This window comes from Acrocarpospora catenulata (genome assembly GCF_018476525.1).
In the GTDB taxonomy this organism is placed as follows: domain Bacteria; phylum Actinomycetota; class Actinomycetes; order Streptosporangiales; family Streptosporangiaceae; genus Acrocarpospora; species Acrocarpospora catenulata.
Map to the genome: position 1 here is coordinate 80,876 of NZ_JAHCST010000022.1, position 18,319 is coordinate 99,194.

The 18,319-nt window shown below is 68.5% G+C and carries 19 protein-coding genes; 9 read left to right on the plus strand and 10 right to left on the minus strand.

Translation table 11 applies throughout. From position 1 onward, the window contains the following. Positions 1-37: 37 nt before the first annotated feature. Together KIP79_RS23160 and KIP79_RS23165 are read right to left on the minus strand one after the other, a co-directional pair. Positions 38-685: a LuxR C-terminal-related transcriptional regulator gene (locus KIP79_RS23160; protein ID WP_214106991.1), complete on the minus strand. Its 648-nt coding sequence runs from the start codon at positions 683-685 to the stop codon at positions 38-40. Between the two features lie 2 nt (positions 686-687). Beyond that, the gene (locus KIP79_RS23165) at positions 688-2,169 is read right to left on the minus strand and encodes a sensor histidine kinase (protein ID WP_214106992.1); all 1,482 of its coding nucleotides are present in this window, start codon (positions 2,167-2,169) and stop codon (positions 688-690) included. A gap of 132 nt (positions 2,170-2,301) precedes the next feature. On the opposite strand from KIP79_RS23165, the gene KIP79_RS23170 reads away from it, so the two are divergent. The 4 genes from KIP79_RS23170 to KIP79_RS23185 all read left to right on the plus strand — a co-directional run bounded on the left by KIP79_RS23170 (position 2,302) and on the right by KIP79_RS23185 (position 5,306). Next, the gene (locus tag KIP79_RS23170) at positions 2,302-3,156 is read left to right on the plus strand and encodes an ABC transporter ATP-binding protein (RefSeq protein WP_214106993.1); all 855 of its coding nucleotides are present in this window, start codon (positions 2,302-2,304) and stop codon (positions 3,154-3,156) included. Positions 3,157-3,284: 128 nt separating this feature from the next. Then, the gene (locus tag KIP79_RS23175; protein WP_214106994.1) at positions 3,285-4,037 is read left to right on the plus strand and encodes an ABC transporter permease; all 753 of its coding nucleotides are present in this window, start codon (positions 3,285-3,287) and stop codon (positions 4,035-4,037) included. A 91-nt stretch (positions 4,038-4,128) separates the two neighbouring features. Then, positions 4,129-4,578: an SRPBCC family protein gene (locus tag KIP79_RS23180; protein WP_214106995.1), complete on the plus strand. Its 450-nt coding sequence runs from the start codon at positions 4,129-4,131 to the stop codon at positions 4,576-4,578. Next, positions 4,575-5,306, plus strand: a complete 732-nt coding sequence (locus tag KIP79_RS23185) for a metallophosphoesterase (RefSeq protein WP_214106996.1) — start codon at positions 4,575-4,577, stop codon at positions 5,304-5,306. The genes KIP79_RS23180 and KIP79_RS23185 overlap by 4 nt, the downstream gene beginning before the upstream one ends. Here KIP79_RS23185 and dnaB read toward each other — a convergent pair whose 3' ends face one another. Next, positions 5,307-7,574, minus strand: coding sequence for a replicative DNA helicase (gene dnaB, locus KIP79_RS23190; RefSeq protein ID WP_214106997.1), 2,268 nt, complete (start codon positions 7,572-7,574; stop codon positions 5,307-5,309). It abuts the gene before it with no gap. A 362-nt stretch (positions 7,575-7,936) separates the two neighbouring features. On the opposite strand from dnaB, the gene KIP79_RS23195 reads away from it, so the two are divergent. Beyond that, positions 7,937-9,238: an MATE family efflux transporter gene (locus KIP79_RS23195; protein WP_214106998.1), complete on the plus strand. Its 1,302-nt coding sequence runs from the start codon at positions 7,937-7,939 to the stop codon at positions 9,236-9,238. Positions 9,239-9,560: 322 nt separating this feature from the next. After that, entirely contained in the window at positions 9,561-11,033 is a 1,473-nt protein-coding gene (locus KIP79_RS23200; protein WP_214106999.1) for an amino acid permease, read from the plus strand. Between the two features lie 70 nt (positions 11,034-11,103). Here KIP79_RS23200 and rplI read toward each other — a convergent pair whose 3' ends face one another. From rplI to rpsF, 4 genes are all read right to left on the minus strand, one after another. Further along, positions 11,104-11,550 (minus strand): 50S ribosomal protein L9, encoded by a 447-nt coding sequence (gene rplI, locus KIP79_RS23205; RefSeq protein ID WP_214107000.1) that lies wholly within the window; start codon positions 11,548-11,550, stop codon positions 11,104-11,106. Between the two features lie 17 nt (positions 11,551-11,567). Then, positions 11,568-11,804, minus strand: a complete 237-nt coding sequence (rpsR, locus tag KIP79_RS23210) for a 30S ribosomal protein S18 (RefSeq protein ID WP_214107001.1) — start codon at positions 11,802-11,804, stop codon at positions 11,568-11,570. Positions 11,805-11,876: 72 nt separating this feature from the next. Beyond that, entirely contained in the window at positions 11,877-12,443 is a 567-nt protein-coding gene (locus KIP79_RS23215) for a single-stranded DNA-binding protein (RefSeq protein WP_214107002.1), read from the minus strand. A 120-nt stretch (positions 12,444-12,563) separates the two neighbouring features. After that, the gene (gene rpsF / locus KIP79_RS23220; protein ID WP_214107003.1) at positions 12,564-12,854 is read right to left on the minus strand and encodes a 30S ribosomal protein S6; all 291 of its coding nucleotides are present in this window, start codon (positions 12,852-12,854) and stop codon (positions 12,564-12,566) included. Between the two features lie 156 nt (positions 12,855-13,010). On the opposite strand from rpsF, the gene KIP79_RS23225 reads away from it, so the two are divergent. Beyond that, positions 13,011-13,325 (plus strand): hypothetical protein, encoded by a 315-nt coding sequence (locus KIP79_RS23225; RefSeq protein WP_214107004.1) that lies wholly within the window; start codon positions 13,011-13,013, stop codon positions 13,323-13,325. 12 nt (positions 13,326-13,337) lie between these two features. On the opposite strand, the gene KIP79_RS23230 is transcribed toward KIP79_RS23225, so the two are convergent. Further along, positions 13,338-13,514, minus strand: coding sequence for a hypothetical protein (locus KIP79_RS23230; RefSeq protein ID WP_214107005.1), 177 nt, complete (start codon positions 13,512-13,514; stop codon positions 13,338-13,340). Between the two features lie 188 nt (positions 13,515-13,702). On the opposite strand from KIP79_RS23230, the gene KIP79_RS23235 reads away from it, so the two are divergent. Together KIP79_RS23235 and KIP79_RS23240 are read left to right on the plus strand one after the other, a co-directional pair. Then, positions 13,703-14,473, plus strand: a complete 771-nt coding sequence (locus KIP79_RS23235; protein WP_214107006.1) for a deoxyribonuclease IV — start codon at positions 13,703-13,705, stop codon at positions 14,471-14,473. Between the two features lie 551 nt (positions 14,474-15,024). Continuing rightward, positions 15,025-15,264, plus strand: coding sequence for a hypothetical protein (locus KIP79_RS23240; protein WP_214107007.1), 240 nt, complete (start codon positions 15,025-15,027; stop codon positions 15,262-15,264). A gap of 289 nt (positions 15,265-15,553) precedes the next feature. Here KIP79_RS23240 and KIP79_RS23245 read toward each other — a convergent pair whose 3' ends face one another. Together KIP79_RS23245 and KIP79_RS23250 are read right to left on the minus strand one after the other, a co-directional pair. Beyond that, a complete protein-coding gene (locus KIP79_RS23245; RefSeq protein WP_214107008.1) occupies positions 15,554-16,756 on the minus strand; it encodes a glycosyltransferase 87 family protein in 1,203 nt (400 codons plus the stop codon). Between the two features lie 51 nt (positions 16,757-16,807). Next, the gene (locus tag KIP79_RS23250) at positions 16,808-18,244 is read right to left on the minus strand and encodes a glycosyltransferase family 87 protein (RefSeq protein WP_214107009.1); all 1,437 of its coding nucleotides are present in this window, start codon (positions 18,242-18,244) and stop codon (positions 16,808-16,810) included. Between the last annotated feature and the right edge of the window lie 75 nt (positions 18,245-18,319).

An 18,319-nucleotide genomic window follows, 5' to 3' on the forward strand; every position in this document is an offset into this window, starting at 1 on the left:
AAGGTACCCCCCGCTACCGACAGAATTCCCGCGCCAGCTAGCGGCCGTTCAGATAAGCGAGGACGGCGAGCACCCGGCGGTTGTCGTCGTCGCTCGGGGCCAGGTCGAGCTTGGCGAAGATGTTGGCGGTGTGCTTGCCGACCGCGCTCTCGCTGAGGAACAGGCGCTGGCCGATCGCGGCGTTGGAGCGGCCCTCGGCCATCAATTCCAGTACCTCACGCTCGCGCGGGGTGAGCCGGGCCACCGGCTCGTTCCTCGAGTTGCTGGCCAGGATCTTGGCGATCACCTCGGGGTCCATCGCGGTGCCACCGGCGGCCACCCGGCGGATCGCGTCCACGAACTGATCGGCGTTGAACACCCGGTCCTTCAGCAGGTAGCCGACGCCGCCGGTGCCGTCGGCCAGCAACTCCCTGGCGTACAGCTGCTCGACGTGCTGGGAGAGCACCAGCACCGGCAGTCCGGACACCTGGCGCCGGGCCGCCAGCGCGGCCTGGAGGCCCTCGTCGGTGAAGGTGGGCGGGAGGCGTACATCCACCACCGCCACGTCGGGGCGCTCCCGGACCAGGGCGGCGAGCAGGTCGGGGCCGGACTCGACTGCCGCCACCACCTCGAAGCCGTGCGAGCGCAGCAGCAGGACCAGTCCCTCGCGGAGCAGGTGGAGGTCTTCGGCCAGCACTACCCTCATGATCACCAGCTTAGGGGGCGTTCCTTGCCGGCGGCGGCGGACAGGACGACTCCGCCGCCCAGCATCGCCGCGCCCAGCGTGATCATCGCGGCCACGGTGGGCCACTGCAACGCCGTCGGCATGTAGGTGGCGAGGAACCAGGAGTGGTTCCGGGTGCCGGTGATCAGCATGATCCCGGCCACGATGCCCTGTGGGAAGAGCGGGATCCAGCAGAGCGACCAGCAGAAGGCCATGACCAGGCCGCGCCAGCCGAGCGGAGGCGTCTCCACTTCCCCGCAGGTCGGCTGCGGCAGCGCCAGCGGGACTTCCAGGGTGGCGACGGTGGGGCCGCCAGGCGGGCTGCTCAGCGCGAGCACGCCGTCGAAGGCGGCCAGCCGCCGCTCGATCCCGGCCAGGCCGCCGCCGGGCACCGGCTCCGCGCCGCCGGGCCCGTCGTCGGTGACGGTGACCCGCAGCGCCCGCCCGCGGCGGCTGATGTCCACGCCCACCCGGGAGGCGTACCGGGAGGCGTTGGCCAGCAGCTCGCTGACCGTGAAGTACACCGCGGACTCCACCGGCGACTCCGGGCGTTCCTTCAGGTCCACCGAGACGTCCACCTTGAGCGGGCTGTCCAGGGCCAGCGCCCGGATCGCGTCGCCGAGGCCGCGTTCGGCCAGCACCGGCGGGTGGATGCCGCGCACCAGCCGGCGCAGCTCGGCCAGCGCGGTGACCGAGGCTTCGCGGGCCTTGGCCAGCAGGGCCCTCGCGGCCTCCGGGTCGGTCTGGATGAGTTGCTCGGCGGCGCCGATGGTCATGCCCACGGCCACCATTCTGGCCTGGGCGCCGTCGTGCAGGTCGCGTTCGATGCGGCGCAGCTCGGCCGCCTGGGCGTCGACCGTCTCCACCCTGACCTGGTTGAGGTGGCGCACCTGACCGGCCAGTTGGGTGGTGGCGGTGGGGCCGAGCATGCCGAGCGCGTAGTACGCGTAGATCTTCAACGCCCAGGGGGCGGCCAGCACGGCGACGACCGGGAGCGCCAGGCCCCAGAGGGTGCCGGTGGCGGCCAGGTAGAGGCCGTACCCGACGAGGAAGGTGGGACCGGCGGCGAGCACCGCGCGGGTCCACGGGTCGACCAGCACCCAGACCAGTTCGCGCCAGGTGGCCGGGTCGCGGATCAGCCAGTTCAGCCGGGCGTTGAAGGCGGGGATGGTGGGCTTGCGGTAGAGCGTGCGGCCGTCCCGGTACCAGCCGTCGCTCTGCGGTACGGGCGGGAGCGGGGCCGGGCGGTAGGGCTCGGCGATCTGCACGCCGGTCCAGCGGTGGACCAGGCGGCGGTCCAGGGCGGTGGTCCGCCGGATCAGGCGGATCGAAGCCGGGAACAGGAAGACCAGGCCGAGCGTGAAGGAGAGCAGCACGCCGACCAGGGCCACCAGCATCAGCGGGATCTGGAGGAGGACGAGGCCGAACAACGCCAGGCCATGGCCAAACACCCTGATGTGTCTCATGGCTCAAGTGTGGACGAACGCTATACGCGGCAGCAGTGGCCGAAGGCGTACATGAGGGGTGGGGATAACTCCACCCCTGGTGGGTTTCCAGCGTCATTCTGCGGAGAACCGGCGGTCTCTAGCGTCCTGGGTATGCCAATCATCACGGTCGAGAACCTGCACAAGCGGTACGGCGAGAAGGTCGCCGTCGCGGACGTCTCCTTCACGGTCGACGAAGGAGAGATCTTCGGTGTGGTCGGCAGGAACGGGGCCGGCAAGACCACCACGATCGAGTGCGTGGCCGGGCTGCGCACCCCCACCAGCGGCACCGTCCGGGTCGCCGCCGACCTGAAGCAGGAGGTCGGGGTGCAGCTCCAGGACTGCTCGCTGCCCGACAAGATCCGGGTCGGCGAGGCGCTGGACCTGTACGCCTCCTTCTACGCCAACCCGGCCAGGCCCGCCGATCTCCTGGCCGAGGTCGGGCTCGACCCGAAGAAGAAGTTCGCCACCCTCTCCGGCGGTCAGCGGCAGCGGCTGTCCATCGCGCTGGCCCTGGTCGGCAAGCCCCGCATCGCCATCCTGGACGAGCTCACCACCGGACTGGACCCGCAGTCCCGGCGGGACACCTGGGAACTGATCGAGCGGATCAAGGAGCGGGGGGTGACCGTGCTGCTGGTCACCCACTTCATGGAGGAGGTCGAGCGGCTCTGCGACCGGGTCGCGGTGATCTCCGAGGGCCGGGTGCTCGCGGTGGACACCCCGGCCGGACTGATCGCCCGCGCCGACGGCTCGGACCGGGTGATCTTCCGTACCACCGGGTCGGTGGAGGCGCTGAAGTCACTGCCCGAGGTGGCCTCGGTCTCCGTCGTGGGCGACCAGGTCACCGTCACCGGCAACCGCGACGTGCTGCACGCGGTGGTCGCGGCCCTGCCCGCCGGGCAGATCGCGGACCTGCGCACCGAACGCACCACCCTCGACGACGCCTTCCTCACCCTGACCGGGCTGTGACATTGGGCCCGCCTCCGGCGGGCCGGCCCGGCAGCGGCCGGGCAAACCCTACATACGACTAGTGGGCGGCGATTGCCGGAATGAGTGTGGATTCCCCGCCTGACCTGATCTCTAGGAGTAGATCCATCATGGCCGTGATCATTCCTGCTCGACTCGCCGTCGTGGAGGCCAAGCTCTATCTGCGCGAGCCGGTGGCCGTCTTCTTCGCCGTCGTGTTGCCGCTGGCCCTGCTGCTGGTGCTGGGGGCGGCCATTCCCGACTTCCGGAAGCCGGCCGAGGACATGGGCGGATACCGGCCGGTGGACACCCATCTGCCCGCCATGATGATCATGCTTTCGGTGCTGACCGTGGCGTTCAGCATTCTGCCCTCGGTGCTGGTCCTCTACCGGGAGCGCGGGGTGCTGCGGCGCATGTCCACCACGCCCGTGCGGCCGATCTCGGTGCTCACCGTGCAGCTGGCGCTCAACGTGGCCACCGCGGTCATCGCCACCGCGCTGATGCTGGTCTTCGGCAACCTGATCCTGGATGTGCCGTACCCCCGGATGTTCCTGGCCTTCCTCGGGGTGTTCGTGCTCGGGTCGGTGACCATGTTCGGCATCGGGCTGGCGCTGGCGGCGGTGGCGCCCAACTCGCGGGTGGTGCAGGGGGCCGGGGCCGGGGTCATGTTCCCGCTGCTCTTCCTCGGCGGCATGTGGCTGCCCCGGCCGCTGATGCCGGAGGTACTCGTGGTGATCAGCGACTACAGCCCCACCGGCGCCTTCGGCCAGGCCCTCACCGACGTGTTCACGGGCCGCGCGCCCAGCCTGCTCCACCTGGCGGTGCTGGCCGTCTGGGCGGCGGCCGCGATCTTCGCCGCCGCCCGGTGGTTCCGCTGGGAGTAACCGATCTTTGATCGTTCCGGCCTCCTCCTACGGGTGGGGGCCGTTTATATTTCTGGGCAAACAGATCATTGTTCCGCGGCTGGAGGCAACCGTGCCGGAGAAGGTGCTGACGAACACGTTCCACGTCAAGACCACCCCCGAGGCGGTGTTCGAGCATCTCACCACCCCGGAGAACTACGTGGGCCTGTCCCCCATCGTGATCGCGGTGCGGGACGTGGACCACTCCTCGCCCGGGGTCGTCCGCTACACCGCCGTGGAACGCTTCAAATTCCTCGGCTTCATCCGGTACGACAACCCGATCAGGGTCGAACTCTTCACCGAAGAGCTCGCCCTGCACGGCGAGGTGCGCAGCCCCGGCGGGGTACGCATGGGGTACCGGTTCGACCTCAGCGCGGACGGGAGCGGGACGCGGGTGGCCGATCGGCTGGAACTGCACGCGCCCTGGTTCCTGCTCAGGTACGCGGCGGGGGAGGCGCGGAAGGTACAACTGGCGCGGGCGCGGATCCTCGCCGGGCGGCTCGACGTCAAGGAGACGGCATGATCGTGCTCGCGCACGTGAGCGACGTGCACATCGACGGCAGCGAGCGGAACACGGCGCGGACCCGGCGGGTCATGGCGTACGTGGACGGGCTGGACGTGGCCGCGGTGGTGGTCACCGGGGACATCGCGGACAACGGGGCCGAGGAGGAGTACGCGATCGCCCGGGCCGAACTGAAGACCCGGCACCCCACGATCATCTGCCCCGGCAACCACGACGACCGGACGGCCTTCCGGAAAGTGCTGCTGGACGGGGCGGACGGCACCGGCGCGATCAACCAGGTGATCCGGGTACCCGGGGCCTCGATCGTCCTCTGCGACTCCAGCATCCCCGGCCGGCCGGACGGGCTCCTGGACGAGCCCACACTGACCTGGCTGGACGCCACCCTCGCCGCCGAACCCGGCCCGGTGTTGGTGGGCATGCACCACCCGCCGGCAGCACTGGGCATCCCGTACGTGGACGGCATCGGCCTGGGGGAGCCGGACAGGCTCGCCGCCCTGCTCGGCAAATACCCCCAGGTGGCAGCGGTACTGGTAGGCCACGCCCACACCGGAGCCGCGACCACGTTCGCCGGACGCCCACTACTGGTCGCCCCCGGCGTGGTCAGCACCGCACTCCCCCCGTTCGAGGCGGGCGAGCGGCCACCGGTCGACTACGACCTGCCTCCGGCCCTGGCCTTCCACATCCTGTCCGGCGGGCGGGTGACGACCCACTACCGGGCACTGCCCTGATCAGTGCTGGGCCATGTCGACGAACCTGCTGTAGTGGCCCTGGAAGGCGACGGTGACGGTGGCAGTGGGGCCGTTACGGTGTTTGGCGACAATGAGGTCGGCTTCGCCGGCTCGGGGGGACTCGCGTTCGTAGGCGTCCTCGCGGTGGAGCAGGATGACCATGTCGGCGTCCTGCTCGATGCTATTGTGCACGGCGATGCCGTTGGCCACGAAGTTGTGGGTGCCAGGCACGGTGGCGTCGTAGACGGATTGCTCCCCCAGCGGCTCCACCGCGACCACCTCGTCCCAGAAGACGTCGTTGGTGGCCACGACCTCCACGTCCGCCCGGTCCAGGACCTGGACCACCTGGCCCAGCCGCCCCTGCTCCCTGGCTTCGGGCTCGCCGAGGACGTCCCTGACCCGGTCCCAGACCGGACCCGGGATGGCCACGGGCGCGTCGCGGCGCAGGGCGGCGGCGCACTCGCCGTCCGCCTGGTCGGCGACGTCCTCAAGGAAACGCAGTTGGTTCTCCCGCCCGAGGACGGTCAGCCGGTGGTCCTCGACCCGGGTCATCACGTTGAACCGGAGAAGTAACCGGGCCAGGTCGTCCACCACCCGTCTGCTCTGCGACCTGTACGAGATGCGCGCTTCACCAAGCTCAGGATCCCAGCGGATCTCGCCCGAGGTTGTCCACAGGTCCCGGAGGAAGGCCGCGATCCGGGCCTTGGGCACCGAGAACATCCCACGCGGCACCGATCCTCGGATGAACTCCGGACTGACATCGACATCGGTCAGGTTCAACGGAGGCGGCACATGCCGGGCAACCCCAACCCGGGTGCCCGGAAGCAGATCGCCCGCCGGACACCACCCCTCGTACGTCAGGAACGGATGGTTCGCGGTGGCCTCAACCTCCCGCCCAGAACCCAGCAACACCCGATAGACCGGCTTCACCCCACTGGGGAAAACATGCGTCATCCTCCGAGGCACCAGCTTCAGCCGTTCGTCCAACGACCAGACGGGGATGTCCCGAACACCGGAGGCCAGCAACTCCCCCAGCGCCACCTCCGCCCCGGTGTCGGCCCGGAGCACCCGGGTGCCCGCCGTCAGACACCCGGACTCTCGCAGGTCGGAAACCGCGGGACGCTTGTCGGTCCGCTGCTCCGGCCCACGGTTGAGCTGCGAGATGGCGATGACCGGCACCTCCAGCTCCTTTGCCAGCAGCTTTAGCGCCCGGGAAAGCTCGGACACCTCCTGCTGCCGGCTCTCGGTCTTCTTGGGCGAGCTCATCAGCTGGAGATAGTCCACAATCACGAACCGCAGATCATGCCGCTGCTTGAGCCGCCGGCACTTGGCCCGAATCTCCATCATCGACATGTTGGGCGAGTCATCGATGAACAACGGAGCCTCGGCGACCTCCCCCATCCGCCGCGCCATCCGCGTCCAGTCATCGTCACTCATCATGCCGGACCGCATCGTGTGCAACGCCACCCGAGCCTCAGCCGAGAGCAACCGCATAGTGATCTCGTTCCGCGACATTTCCAGCGAGAAGATCACCGTGGTCAAACCATGCTTAATCGCCGCAGACCGGGCAAAATCCAATCCCAAGGTTGATTTCCCGATGGCGGGCCTCGCCGCGACGACGATCATTTGGCCGGGGTGGAGGCCGTTGGTCAGGGCGTCGAGGTCCTGGAAGCCGGTGGGGACGCCGACCATCTGGCCGCCGCGGGAGCCGATGGCCTCGATCTCGTCGAGGGCGGCGGGCATGATTTCGGAGAGTGGGAGGTAGTCCTCTGAGGTGCGGCGTTCGGTGACCTTGTAGATCTCGGCCTGGGCGCGGTCGACGAGGTCGTCGACCTCCTCGTTGTTGCCGCCGTAGCCGTAGGAGACGATACGGGTGCCGGCCTCGATGAGGCGGCGGAGCACGGCCTGTTCGCGGACGATCTTCGCGTAGTAGCCGGCGTTGGCGGCGGTGGGGACCACCACGGTGAGGGTGTGCAGGTAGGCGCCGCCGCCGACCTTGCCGACGTCGCCGCGGCGCTGGAGTTCGTCGAAGACGGTCACGGCGTCGGCGGGGTCGCCCCGACCGTACAGATCCGTGATGATCTCGTAGATGATCTGGTGGGCGGGGCGGTAGAAGTCGTCGGCCCGGAGCACCTCGACCACGTCGGCGATGGCGTCCTTGGACAGGAGCATGCCGCCGAGCACCGACTGCTCGGCCTCGATGTTGTTGGGCGGGGTGCGCTCGAACGAGGGTTCGGCGGGCCCGCCGGAGAAGCCGACGACGCTCATCGGACTCGGGACCCAGGTCGCCGGGCTGTTCGATCGGTCATGCTTCCCCCTCCACTCCGGCCGCACCACCCCCAGTTGTAGAGGACCGGTCTGACAGTTTCGCGGCTCGGGCGGCAACCGGCAACGACCCCTGTTCACCAACCTGTGGATAAGCTGTGCACTTCTGCGGCCAGGGTGTGGGAAGCCTGGGGACAAGCCTGGGGATAACTTGTCCACAGGCTGTGGAACAGCCGTTTGAACAGCGAAAACAGTGTCCACCGGCTGTGGAGGAAAGAAAGTATGGGCACCTGCGGCCAGCCGCCCGAAATATCCCCATTTAGACCTTGTACGGATGATCTTGGGGTAAGTACCATACTAGGTCCGTGGTCATTACTCGCGCCCGAAGCCGGGACCGGGAGATCCTCCGGCTGGCCGTACCCGCCTTCGCCGCGCTGGTCGCGGAGCCGCTCTTCCTGCTGACCGACTACGCGATCGTGGGACGGCTCGGCACCGGCCCGCTCGGGGCGCTCAGCGTGGCGGGCACCATCCTGGCCACCATCGTGAACCTCTGCGTCTTCTTGGCGTACGGCACCACGGCCGCCGTGGCCCGGCAGGTGGGGGCAGGGCAGCGGCGGCAGGCCGTACAGCGGGGTATGGACGGGCTGTGGCTGGCGGCGGCCATCGGGGTCGCCGTGGTGGCCGCCGGATGGCCGCTGGCCCCCGCGCTGGTGCACCTGATGGACGGGCCGCCCGAGGTCGCCGCGGACGCCGTCACGTACCTGCGGATCAGCCTGTTCGGCACCCCGGGGATGCTGATCGTGCTGGCCGGGACGGGGGTGCTGCGCGGTCTCCAGGACACCGTCACCCCGCTGGCCGTCTCGGTGGGCGGCTTCGCGCTCAACGCCGTGCTGAACGCCTGGTTCGTGCTGGGGCTGCACTGGGGTCTTGCCGGTTCCGCGTACGGCACGGTGGCCGCCCAGACGCTGGCGGCGGTGGCATACGTGCTGGTGGTGGTGCGGGGCGCGCGGCGGGAAGGGGCGTCCCTCCGGCCGGACCTGGGCGGCATCAGGGCGTCGGGCACGGCCGGGTTCGCGCTGCTGATCCGGACCCTGTGCATGCGGATCGTGCTGGTCACCGCCACCGTGATGGCGGCCAGGATGGGCCTGGCCGAGGTCGCCGCGCACGGCGTCACCGCCCAACTCTGGACGCTGCTGGCGTTCACCCTGGACGCCATCGCCATCGCCGGTCAGGCCATCACCGGCCGGCTGCTCGGCGCCGGGGATCGGGAGGGCGCGCGGGAGGCGACCCGGCGCATGGTGCTCTGGGGTGTCGGCTTCGGCGCCGTGCTCGGCCTGTTGGTGATCGCGGCCAGGCCGCTGGTGCCCGGACTCTTCGGCGCCGAGCCCGCGGTGGCCGCGGAACTGGCGGCGGTGCTCTGGGTGGTGGCGGTCTTCCAGCCGGTCTCCGGGGTGGTCTTCGTGCTGGACGGCGTGCTCATCGGGGCGGGCGACCAGCGTTACCTGGCCTGGTCGAGCCTGCTCAACACCGCCGCCTACCTGCCGTTCGCCCTGGTCGCGACCGGCCTGGTGGGGTTGTGGCTGGCGCTCGGGGTGTGGATGCTGAGCCGGATGGTGACCCTCGGCGTGCGCGCGCGGGGTTCGGCCTGGCTGGTCGCCGGGGCCTGAGTCGTACGGCCATTCGCACCGACAATTCGCACAATCGTCCATCCGATGTGGTGAATCGGCGATTAGCCATGAACGGCCAAGCATTCCCATACAACGCTACAAACAGCCCGATCCATAGCCGGTGAGTATGGCCCTGCCACTCCGCACGACCTGGGCAAACAGCCAAACTTCATAACATGTCCAATAAATGTCAGCGCACGGGGGATTTGGGCCCTTGTCGAAGTTAACCGAATGAGGCACTGTTACCTCTGGCCTTGCCTCTGACGATTGGCCTGTCGTGACAGTTGTACGCCAGCCCACATCGACCTCCGTACTCCGTCGCATGCCGGCGACGGAGGCCACCGTGCTGCGCACGGCCGGCCTGCGCGAGATCTATACCCGTAACGACCTCATCGTGCTCGGCCTCGGTGTCATGATCGGGGCGGGTATCTTCAGCATCGCCGGGCGGCAGGCGGCCACCACGGCCGGGCCCGGCGTCATCCTGTCCTTCATGATCGCCGGCATCACCAGCCTGCTCGCCGCGATCTGCTACGCCGAGATGGTCTCCACCATGCCGGTCTCCGGCAGCGCCTACACCTACACGTACGTGATCTTCGGTGAGGTGTGGGCCTGGATCATCGGCTGGTCGCTGATCCTGGAGATGGAGCTGGCCGCCGCCATGGTGGCCCGGGTCTGGTCGCTGTATATGACCCAGATGCTCACCGACCTCGGCTTCGCGGTACCGGAACTGCTCAGCCGCCCGGTGGGTTTCGACCTGTTCACCCTGCTCATCCTGGTCACCCTCACGGGGATCGTGGCGTTCAACGCCAAGGTGGGGTTACGCACCCTGTGGGTGCTGGTGTCGGCCAAGATGGTCGGCATCTCGGCGGTCATCCTCATCGGGGCGCTGCACTTCAACCCCGCCAACATCGCCGAGATCCCCGTCGACCCGGTGAACACCGCCGCCCAGGCGACCGCCGCCGAGCCGCTGCAGTCCACGGTCTTCGGGCTGCTGATCGGGGAGACCCACGCGTTCGGCTGGTTCGGCATCCTGGCCGCCACCCCGGCCATCGCCTTCGCCTACCTCGGCTTCGACATCGTGGCCACCGCGGCGGAGGAGACCAAGGACGCGGTCCGGACCGTGCCGCAGGGGATGATCCGGGCGCTGGCCACGGCGACCGTGATCTACATCCTGGTGGCGGTCGTCATGGTCGGGATGGTCTCCTACAAGGAGATCTCGCTGGGGGCGCCGCTGGCGGACGCGTTCCGGGCGGTCGGCGAGACCTTCATGGTGCACGTGATCAACCTGACCGGGATGCTGGGGCTCACCACGGTGGTGTACGTGCTGCTGGTGGGGCAGACCCGGGTGCTCTTCTCGATGGCCCGGGACGGGCTGCTGCCCACCCGGCTGTCCCGGCTCAGCGGGCCGCACCGCACCCCCGCCACCGCCACCCTCTTCATCGGCGTGGTGGCGATCCTGCTCGCCGAGCTGGTACCGGTGCTCCTGCTGGAGCAGCTGGTGGTGATCGGCACGCTCTTCGCGTTCATGATCGTGTCGGCTGGCGTGATCAGCATGCGCCGGACCATGCCCGACCTGCCGCGCGGCTTCCGGGTTCCGCTCTCCCCGCTGGTGCCCGCGATGTCCATCGTGGCCACCCTCTGGCTGATGCTGAACCTCAAGGTCGTCACCTGGCTGTACTTCGTGCTCTGGATGGCCGTGGGCGTCCTGGTCTACCAGCTGTACGGCCGGCGACACAGCGCGCTCGCCCCCACGATCGGCCGGCATCGCCGCCCGACGGTGCCCCGGAGGGACTGAAACCACGAAACCACAGAGCCCTGTCCCGGCTGCCGGGACAGGGCTCTGCTGGCTTACGGAATCGCGTGGGTCAGCTCGCGAGGACCTCGATGTCGAGGGCCGCGGAGACCTCGGGGTGCAGCTTGACGCTGACCTTGTGCGAGCCGGTGCTCTTGATCGGGTTGACGATCTCGATCCGCCGCCGGTCCAGCGTGGGACCGCCCGCGGCCTTGACCGCATCGGCGATGTCGCCGGTGGTGACCGAGCCGAAGAGGCGGCCGGTGTCGCCCGCCTTGGTCTTCAGCCGCACCTTGAGCGCGCCGAGCTGGGCGGCGACCTCCTTGGCGGTGCCGAGGTCGCGGATCTCACGGGCGTCGCGGGCCTTCTTGATGGAGGACACCTGCGACTCCGCGCCGCGGGTCCAGCGGATCGCGTAGTTGCGCGGGATCAGGTAGTTGCGGCCGTAGCCGTCCTTGACCTCGACGATGTCACCCGGAGCGCCCAGGCCGGAGACCTCAGTGGTGAGAATGAGCTTCATGGCTGAGTCCCCTTCCTCTAGCGCGCGGTGCTCGTGTACGGCAGCAGGGCCATCTCACGAGCGTTCTTGATAGCGGTGGCCACGTCGCGCTGGTGCTGGGTGCAGTTGCCCGTCACCCGGCGGGCCCGGATCTTGCCGCGGTCGGAGATGAACTTCCGCAGCAGGCCGGTGTCCTTGTAGTCGACGTAGGAGATCTTCTCGTGGCAGAACAGGCAAACCTTCTTCTTGGGCTTGCGCAGTGCCGGCTTGGCCATCGTGGTGCTCCTTTCAGAGCCCCGCTTCGAAGCGGGAATGGTCGCTCGGTTTCTTCTGTGGATGGGTGAAGGCTAGAAGGGCGGTTCGTCGCTGAAGTCGCCGCCGCCGAAGCCGCCGCCGCCCTGCTGGCCGCCGTAGCCGCCACCACCGCCGCCGCCCTGGTAGCCGCCCCCGCCACCCTGGAAGCCGCCGCCGCTCGGCGGGGCCGGGGACGCGGAGGCCCACGGGTCGTTGGCCGGGCCGCCGCCGCCGAAGCCGCCGCCGCCCTGCCTGGCGGTCTTGTTCACCTTGGCGGTGGCGTTGCGCAGCGAGGGGCCGACTTCGTCGACCTCGACCTCGTAGACCGTGCGCTTCTCGCCTTCCTTGGTCTCATACGACCGTTGGCGCAGCCGCCCTTGCACGATGACCCGCATGCCGCGCTGCAGGCTCTCGGCGACGTTCTCCGCCGCCTGTCGCCAGACGTTGCAGGTCAGGAAGAGGCCTTCGCCGTCTTTCCACTCGTTGGTCGTCTTGTCGAGGAACCGCGGAGTGGACGCGATGCGGAACCGGGCCACAGCCTGCCCCGTCGGGGTGAAGCGCAGCTCCGGGTCGTCGACAAGATTGCCGACGATCGTGATTGTGGTGTCGCCTGCTGCCATCGGTCGCTTTCGCCTTCCTTATCCCGCGGGCCGAGCCGTTAGTGGCACAGAGTACGGCGCGGCCCCGACAAATTTCGGGGTTCCGCTGGACTCCGGTCCGGCTCCGGCCGCCGGGAACCGTCAGTGGAGCTCGGGACGGAGAACCTTGGTGCGGAGAATGCCCTCGTTCAGGTTGAGCTGACGGTCCAGCTCCTTGACGGTGGCCGGCTCGGCGGTGAGGTCCACGACGGCGTAGATGCCCTCGGACTTCTTGTCGATGTCGTAGGAGAGCCGGCGACGGCCCCAGACGTCGACCTTCTCCACGGTGCCGCCATCGTTGCGCACGACCGTCAGGAACTGGTCGAGCGAGGGCTGCACGGTGCGCTCATCGAGGGACGGGTCGAGGATGACCATCATCTCGTAACGACGCATGCGGAATCCAACCTCCTCTGGACTCTTGCGGTCACGACGCTCTGCCGTGACAGGAGGACGCTGCGCCATAGCAGACACAGCTAAATAAGGCTACCAGGGCCGGGATTGTGCCACGGCCCGGGTGGGAATCCTCGGTGGGAGAGGGGGTGGCTGTTCATGCCACACATTCTTGGCCCCATCGAGAGCGAGCCCTTCCGCCTCACCCTCAACACCGACGGAAAGCAGCACACCGTGGAGAACACCCTGGCGGTCGCCACGTTCGGGATCGGGCTTGCGGCCTTCATCCTGGGGTTCTTCGTGAGCGCCCACCTGATCGCCTCGTCGCTGGGGCTGATCGGTTTCGGTGGCGGCCTCTACGCGCAGTACATCTCCGTGACCACGCCACAGCGGGTCCTCATCATCATGGGCATCGTCGCCTCGTTCGTGGGCACCGCCCTGGGCATCGCGCACGGCGGCTTCTCCTTCTCCTAGCTCCGCCACGGGTCATCTTCCGAGGTGCAGGTCCACGCCCAGGAGGACCAGGAACCACAGGAAGACGGCGAGCAGGGCCTCGGCGATGGATCGCAGGATGGCGGGCGTCAGGTAGTCGTGGACCCAGGCGACGTAGATGCCGACCAGAACGTAGATCAGCAGGATGAAGCTCCCGATGCGATAGCGCATGTCATCTCCTTCTGTCGTGACACGCGGGGGTGCGGGGCGTGTCAGCCGCCCCGGCGACTGCCCTGGCCGTAGCCCTTGAAACGCTCGTGGAGCGGGTTTATAGTGCGCGCTTTCCTTCCGTACGTCCCTGAGCGCGGGCGCCGGAAGAAGCAGGTGAAGTGTCGGGGGGCTCGGCTACGCTCGGAGGCATGGTGCGCATCGGAGCTCACGTCGACCAGGATGACCCGCTCGCCCACGCCGCCGCGCGTGACGCCGACGTCGTGCAGTTCTTCCTCGGAGACCCGCAGGGCTGGAAGGGCCCGGTGATGCCGGCCGGCGCCGACGCCATCCGCGACTCCGACGTGGAGGTCTACATCCACGCGCCCTACCTGGTGAACGTGGCCACCGCCAACAACCGGATCAGGATTCCCAGCCGCAAGATCCTCCAGGAGCAGCTGGCCGCGGCCGCCTCCATCGGCGCCAAGGGCCTGATCGTGCACGGCGGTCACCTGAACAAGAGCGACGACCCGCAGGTCGGCTTCGACAACTGGCGCAAGGTGTTCGAGCGGCTGGACTGCCCGATTCCGGTGCTGATCGAGAACACCGCCGGGGGCGGCAACGCGATGGCCCGCCGGCTGGACCGCATCGCCCGCCTGTGGGACGCGGTGACCGCGGGCGCCCAGGACGCCTCGAAGGTGGGATTCTGCCTGGACACCTGCCATGCCCACGCGGGCGGCGAGGAACTCCTCGGCATCGTCGACCGGGTGAAGGCCATCACCGGCCGCATCGACCTGGTGCACTGCAACGACTCCCGCGACGCCTTCGACTCCGGCGCCGACCGCCACACCAACCTCGGCACCGGCCTGATCGACCCGGAGCTCATCCTGGAGATCTGCCGTACGGCAGGCGCCCCCATCGTGGTTGAGACCCCCGGCGAGGGCCAGGCGGACGACATCGCCTTCCTCCGCAAGCACCTCTGATTCCACCGACCAAGAGGACCCGGGCCGGCCGCCGCCGTCCCGGGTTTCTTTGTGAAGACGTCCAGTGTGTTTGCCGATGCACGCGCACTCTGACTTCTCTTATCCGAGTCCCACACAACCTGTGATCACAATCAAGGGGATGTTTGTGGAGAAATTGGATAAGAAGGGACACGGCCTTCGACGGTTCCGACCTAGGTGCTCTACTCCGACATTGTCCGACAGCGATCACATATTCGCAGGTCAGAAATGTGCACTAGAGGGCAACTAGGCGACTCCAGGAAAACCTTCCCATTAAGTAATGGATACGTCACTCTAGGTGAGAGATCGCGGACTAGGCCGAACCGGTTGCAATAACAAGTCCTGCACGGTGAGATGTGCCTTGGCAACCCGGTAACGACACATCGGACCAGGATTGGCGGCCAGCGCAAGCCTGCCCTTCCCCTCCGTGTGCCGTCCGGCGTTGGGCGGCTCGCGTGGGCGTCTCCCGTATCGGAGGGAGACCGCACCGAGCCGTTCTCCATATAGGGACCAGTCGCAGGAAAGGAATGGCCATGTGCGACGAACATCCAGAAGACCCCGGGGAACCCGGCCCGAGTCCACGGGACCCCCAGGAAGAGGGGGATCCGGCGGAGGAGGACGGAGACACTCCGGTGGACCCGCGCCCGTCCACCTGGACCGGGGAGGTGGTGCGGATGGTCTGGGACGTGGTTGACAGCACTCCCCAGACCATCCGCTTGTGCATCATCTTGGCGGTGGTCGCCGCCGGGTTCGCGCTCAACAAATCCAACTGACGGCTCGAACCAGATGCACGACTAACGGCCCCAGGTTAAGTCGCCGCGAAAGATCCTAATGACCGGTTTATCTAGACCGTTCTGAAGGAGCCTGAACGCGGCGGTTTGACCTGGGGTCTTCGCCTGCCAGTCCTTGCCCACCCAGTACATCTTTCAATCCTCCCCAAACACACCAGAATCTCCCGGCGGCACAGTCGTATTATAGACGTCTCCATACCACCGAACATTCGGTTTCCACAGCCTGTGGATAATTCTGCGGATTGGGGCTCCAAAAAGGTGGGTAGATGTCCTAGCCCTGTCCCGTGGGGACGGTCTCCGGCTCCTTCACCGTCGCCGTTCTCCGTCGTGTGCTCCGCCAGAGGCCCACGAACGACACCACGGTCGCTGCCAGCAGGACCAGGTTCCGGGCCACCAGGACCAGGGTGCCGGGCAGTTGCCCGCTCCAGCTGTAGTCCTCCTCGATCCACGGATACATGACGCCGGTGAGCAGCATCGCTCCCAGCAGCAACCAGGCCGCGGGGCGCTGGCTGGAGTCGCGGACCGCGAAGGCCACGGCCGCGATGCCGATCAGCCAGATCAGGTACTGCGGGGAGAGCACCCGGCTGGTCAGCACCAGTAGGAGCACGGTGGTGAACGCCGCGTCGTAGTAGGTCGTCTCGGTGGCCTCGGCCCGCAGCCACCAGACGACCAGCAGCACCGCGGCCACCGGAGTGGCGATCACACTCAGCCGGGTCGCGGTCTCGATGCCCTCGCCCACCAGTTCCATCGCGCCGTGCTGGTAGCTGGTGAACCCGTCCCACCAGCCCAGCGCGCGGCCGAGCACGAACGGCGTGCCGGCCAGCGACTCGACCTGGAGCCCGCGCTCCTGCTGGTTGGTGAGGAAGTCCAGCGCGTGCGGCATGATCAACGCGGCCACGCCGCAGGCCACCACCGTGGTGACCAGCGCGGCGGCGGTGCCGGCCAGCAGCTCCCGCCAGCGGCGCAGACCGGCCAGCAGCGCCACCGGCCAGACCTTGATGGACAGACCGATCCCGATCAGCATGCCGCGCACCAGCACGTCCCTGGAGGCGGTCAGCGCGGCCACCGCGACCAGGGTGACCATCAGGTCGTAGCGGGAGATGAGCAGCGGGCCGAGCAGGGCCGCGCCGACGGTCCAGGCCCAGACGGCGCCGGAACCGGCGTCGTTCCGCACCGCGAAACGGTGGATCAGGAGCAGGATGATCAGGTCACAGAGGATCGCGGTCACGTAGAACGAGATCTGGTACGACCACGGCAGCAGGTGCGGGGCGATCATGGGCAGTGCCGCGAACGGCGGATACTGCCATTTGTCGTCCCCGGCCGGGAACTCGCCGCCGAGCAGGATGGCCGACCAATCCCCGTACAGGCGCACGTCGTTGTCGAAGGAGCCCTCGTAGCCGACGGGGATGACCTGGGCGGCCACCAGGAAGAGCAGGGTCCGGGTGAGCACCCAGACCGGCAGCGCGTAGCGCACGAGGACCTCCCCGGAACCGGGAAACAGGAAGCCGGAAACAGCCTGAAAGATTCACTCCGTGGCGGCGCCGGCAGACGCGGCCCCAGAACCCCCAGGAGTTTCAGGAGCCTCAAGAGCGGCAGGAGCTCCGGGAGTGCCAGCGGGCACGGCGGCGGCGACCGCCGGGCGGGGGCCGAGGAAGCGGCCGAGGATGAGCACGTCGGGCGCTCCGTCGAAGACCCCGCCGCCCGGGTCGTCGATCTGGTCGCGGCGCACGATGTCCCGCTCCGGCCGCAGCACGTCCCAGACCACCAGCGCCATCAGCCCGATCACCGCCAGCGCCCGGGCCCAGACCGCCAGGAAGTACGGCCCGTCCCCGATGCCCTCCGCGGCGTGCTCCGGGTCCATGCCGACGAAGTAGAGCCAGATCGCGAAGAAGTACCAGACCTCGGTGAGCTGCCAGACCGCCAGGGCGGGCCACTTCGGCCGGGCCAGCACCGCCAGCGGGATCAGCCAGAGCACGTACTGCGGCGACCACACCTTGTTGGTGACCATGAAGGCGGCCAGCGCCAGGAAGCAGAGCTGGGCCAGCCGGGGGCGGCGCGGCGCGGCCACGGCGAGCACCGCGATGCCGAGCAGCAGGATGGCCAGCGCGCCCATGGCCATCAGATTGAGCCGGTCGCCGTCGGCCAGGAACCCCCACTGGTAGCGCTGGAAGAAGAACCAGAGGCCGCCCCAGTCCACCCCGCGTTCGCTGCTGAACACGTAGAACTTGGCCCAGCCGTCGAAGCTGATCAGCATGACCGGCACGTTCACCAGCAGCCAGGTGCCGACCGCCGCGCCGAGCGTCTTGCCGAACTCGATCCACTTGCCGGTCCGCACAGTGAGCAGGAAGAGCGCGCCGAGGAACATCAGCGGGTAGAACTTGGTGGCCACCGCCAGCGCGAGCAGCACGCCCGCCAGGTAGTGCCGCTTCCTGGCCCAGGCCAGCAGGCCGCCGAGGGCCAGCGCACCGGCGGCCAGGTCCCAGTTGATGTACGCGCAGAGCACCACGCCGGGGCCGATCGCGTACCACAGCGCGTCCCAGGGCCGGGTGGGCCCGGCCAGCGCCGCCATCAGCAGCACGCCCACGACCAGGCTGGCGCCCATCAGGATGACGGTGATGTCGTAGAACGTCACCGCGTCCCCGAAGGACAGCCGTCGGGCGAACTCCATGATCGCCCCGATCCCGACCGGGTACTCCACGTCCGGGTTGTCGATGTACGGAATGCGCCCGTCGTTCAACTGCCGCGCGAACCAGAGCGGATAGATGTCGGTGTAACAGAAGTTGCTGTACTGCCCGACCCCGGTGTTCCAGGCGCCTCCGAACCGGCACGCCGACTTCCAGAAGTACGCGAGCACCGCGCCGAGCACCGCGAAGGCGCCCAGCGGAATGTACGGCACCACCCGGTAGGCGGCCGACGTCAGCGGGCCCGGGGCGTTGCCAGGAACGTTTGAGGTCCGAGTCATGCCGGTATTTGACCACCACCCGGCCCCGGTTGGCGACCTGCGCCCCCGCGAAGGGGTGTCCGGCGCACCCCCGGG

Bases quoted from the DNA above. Each gene is read 5' to 3' on its own strand.
- KIP79_RS23230 (WP_214107005.1), bottom strand. From the start codon at position 13,514: ATGCGCTATCGCATCGGGAGCTTCATCCTGCTGATCTACGTTCTGGTC.
- dnaB (WP_214106997.1), bottom strand. From the start codon at position 7,574: ATGAGCGTCGTCGGCTTCTCCGGCGGGCCCGCCGAACCCTCGTTCGAG.
- KIP79_RS23235 (WP_214107006.1), top strand. From the start codon at position 13,703: ATGGTGCGCATCGGAGCTCACGTCGACCAGGATGACCCGCTCGCCCAC.
- KIP79_RS23185 (WP_214106996.1), top strand. From the start codon at position 4,575: ATGATCGTGCTCGCGCACGTGAGCGACGTGCACATCGACGGCAGCGAG.
- KIP79_RS23160 (WP_214106991.1), bottom strand. From the start codon at position 685: ATGAGGGTAGTGCTGGCCGAAGACCTCCACCTGCTCCGCGAGGGACTG.
- KIP79_RS23175 (WP_214106994.1), top strand. From the start codon at position 3,285: ATGGCCGTGATCATTCCTGCTCGACTCGCCGTCGTGGAGGCCAAGCTC.
- KIP79_RS23200 (WP_214106999.1), top strand. From the start codon at position 9,561: ATGCCGGCGACGGAGGCCACCGTGCTGCGCACGGCCGGCCTGCGCGAG.
- rpsR (WP_214107001.1), bottom strand. From the start codon at position 11,804: ATGGCCAAGCCGGCACTGCGCAAGCCCAAGAAGAAGGTTTGCCTGTTC.
- KIP79_RS23250 (WP_214107009.1), bottom strand. From the start codon at position 18,244: ATGACTCGGACCTCAAACGTTCCTGGCAACGCCCCGGGCCCGCTGACG.
- KIP79_RS23240 (WP_214107007.1), top strand. From the start codon at position 15,025: ATGTGCGACGAACATCCAGAAGACCCCGGGGAACCCGGCCCGAGTCCA.
- KIP79_RS23215 (WP_214107002.1), bottom strand. From the start codon at position 12,443: ATGGCAGCAGGCGACACCACAATCACGATCGTCGGCAATCTTGTCGAC.
- rplI (WP_214107000.1), bottom strand. From the start codon at position 11,550: ATGAAGCTCATTCTCACCACTGAGGTCTCCGGCCTGGGCGCTCCGGGT.
- KIP79_RS23170 (WP_214106993.1), top strand. From the start codon at position 2,302: ATGCCAATCATCACGGTCGAGAACCTGCACAAGCGGTACGGCGAGAAG.
- KIP79_RS23225 (WP_214107004.1), top strand. From the start codon at position 13,011: ATGCCACACATTCTTGGCCCCATCGAGAGCGAGCCCTTCCGCCTCACC.
- KIP79_RS23165 (WP_214106992.1), bottom strand. From the start codon at position 2,169: ATGAGACACATCAGGGTGTTTGGCCATGGCCTGGCGTTGTTCGGCCTC.
- rpsF (WP_214107003.1), bottom strand. From the start codon at position 12,854: ATGCGTCGTTACGAGATGATGGTCATCCTCGACCCGTCCCTCGATGAG.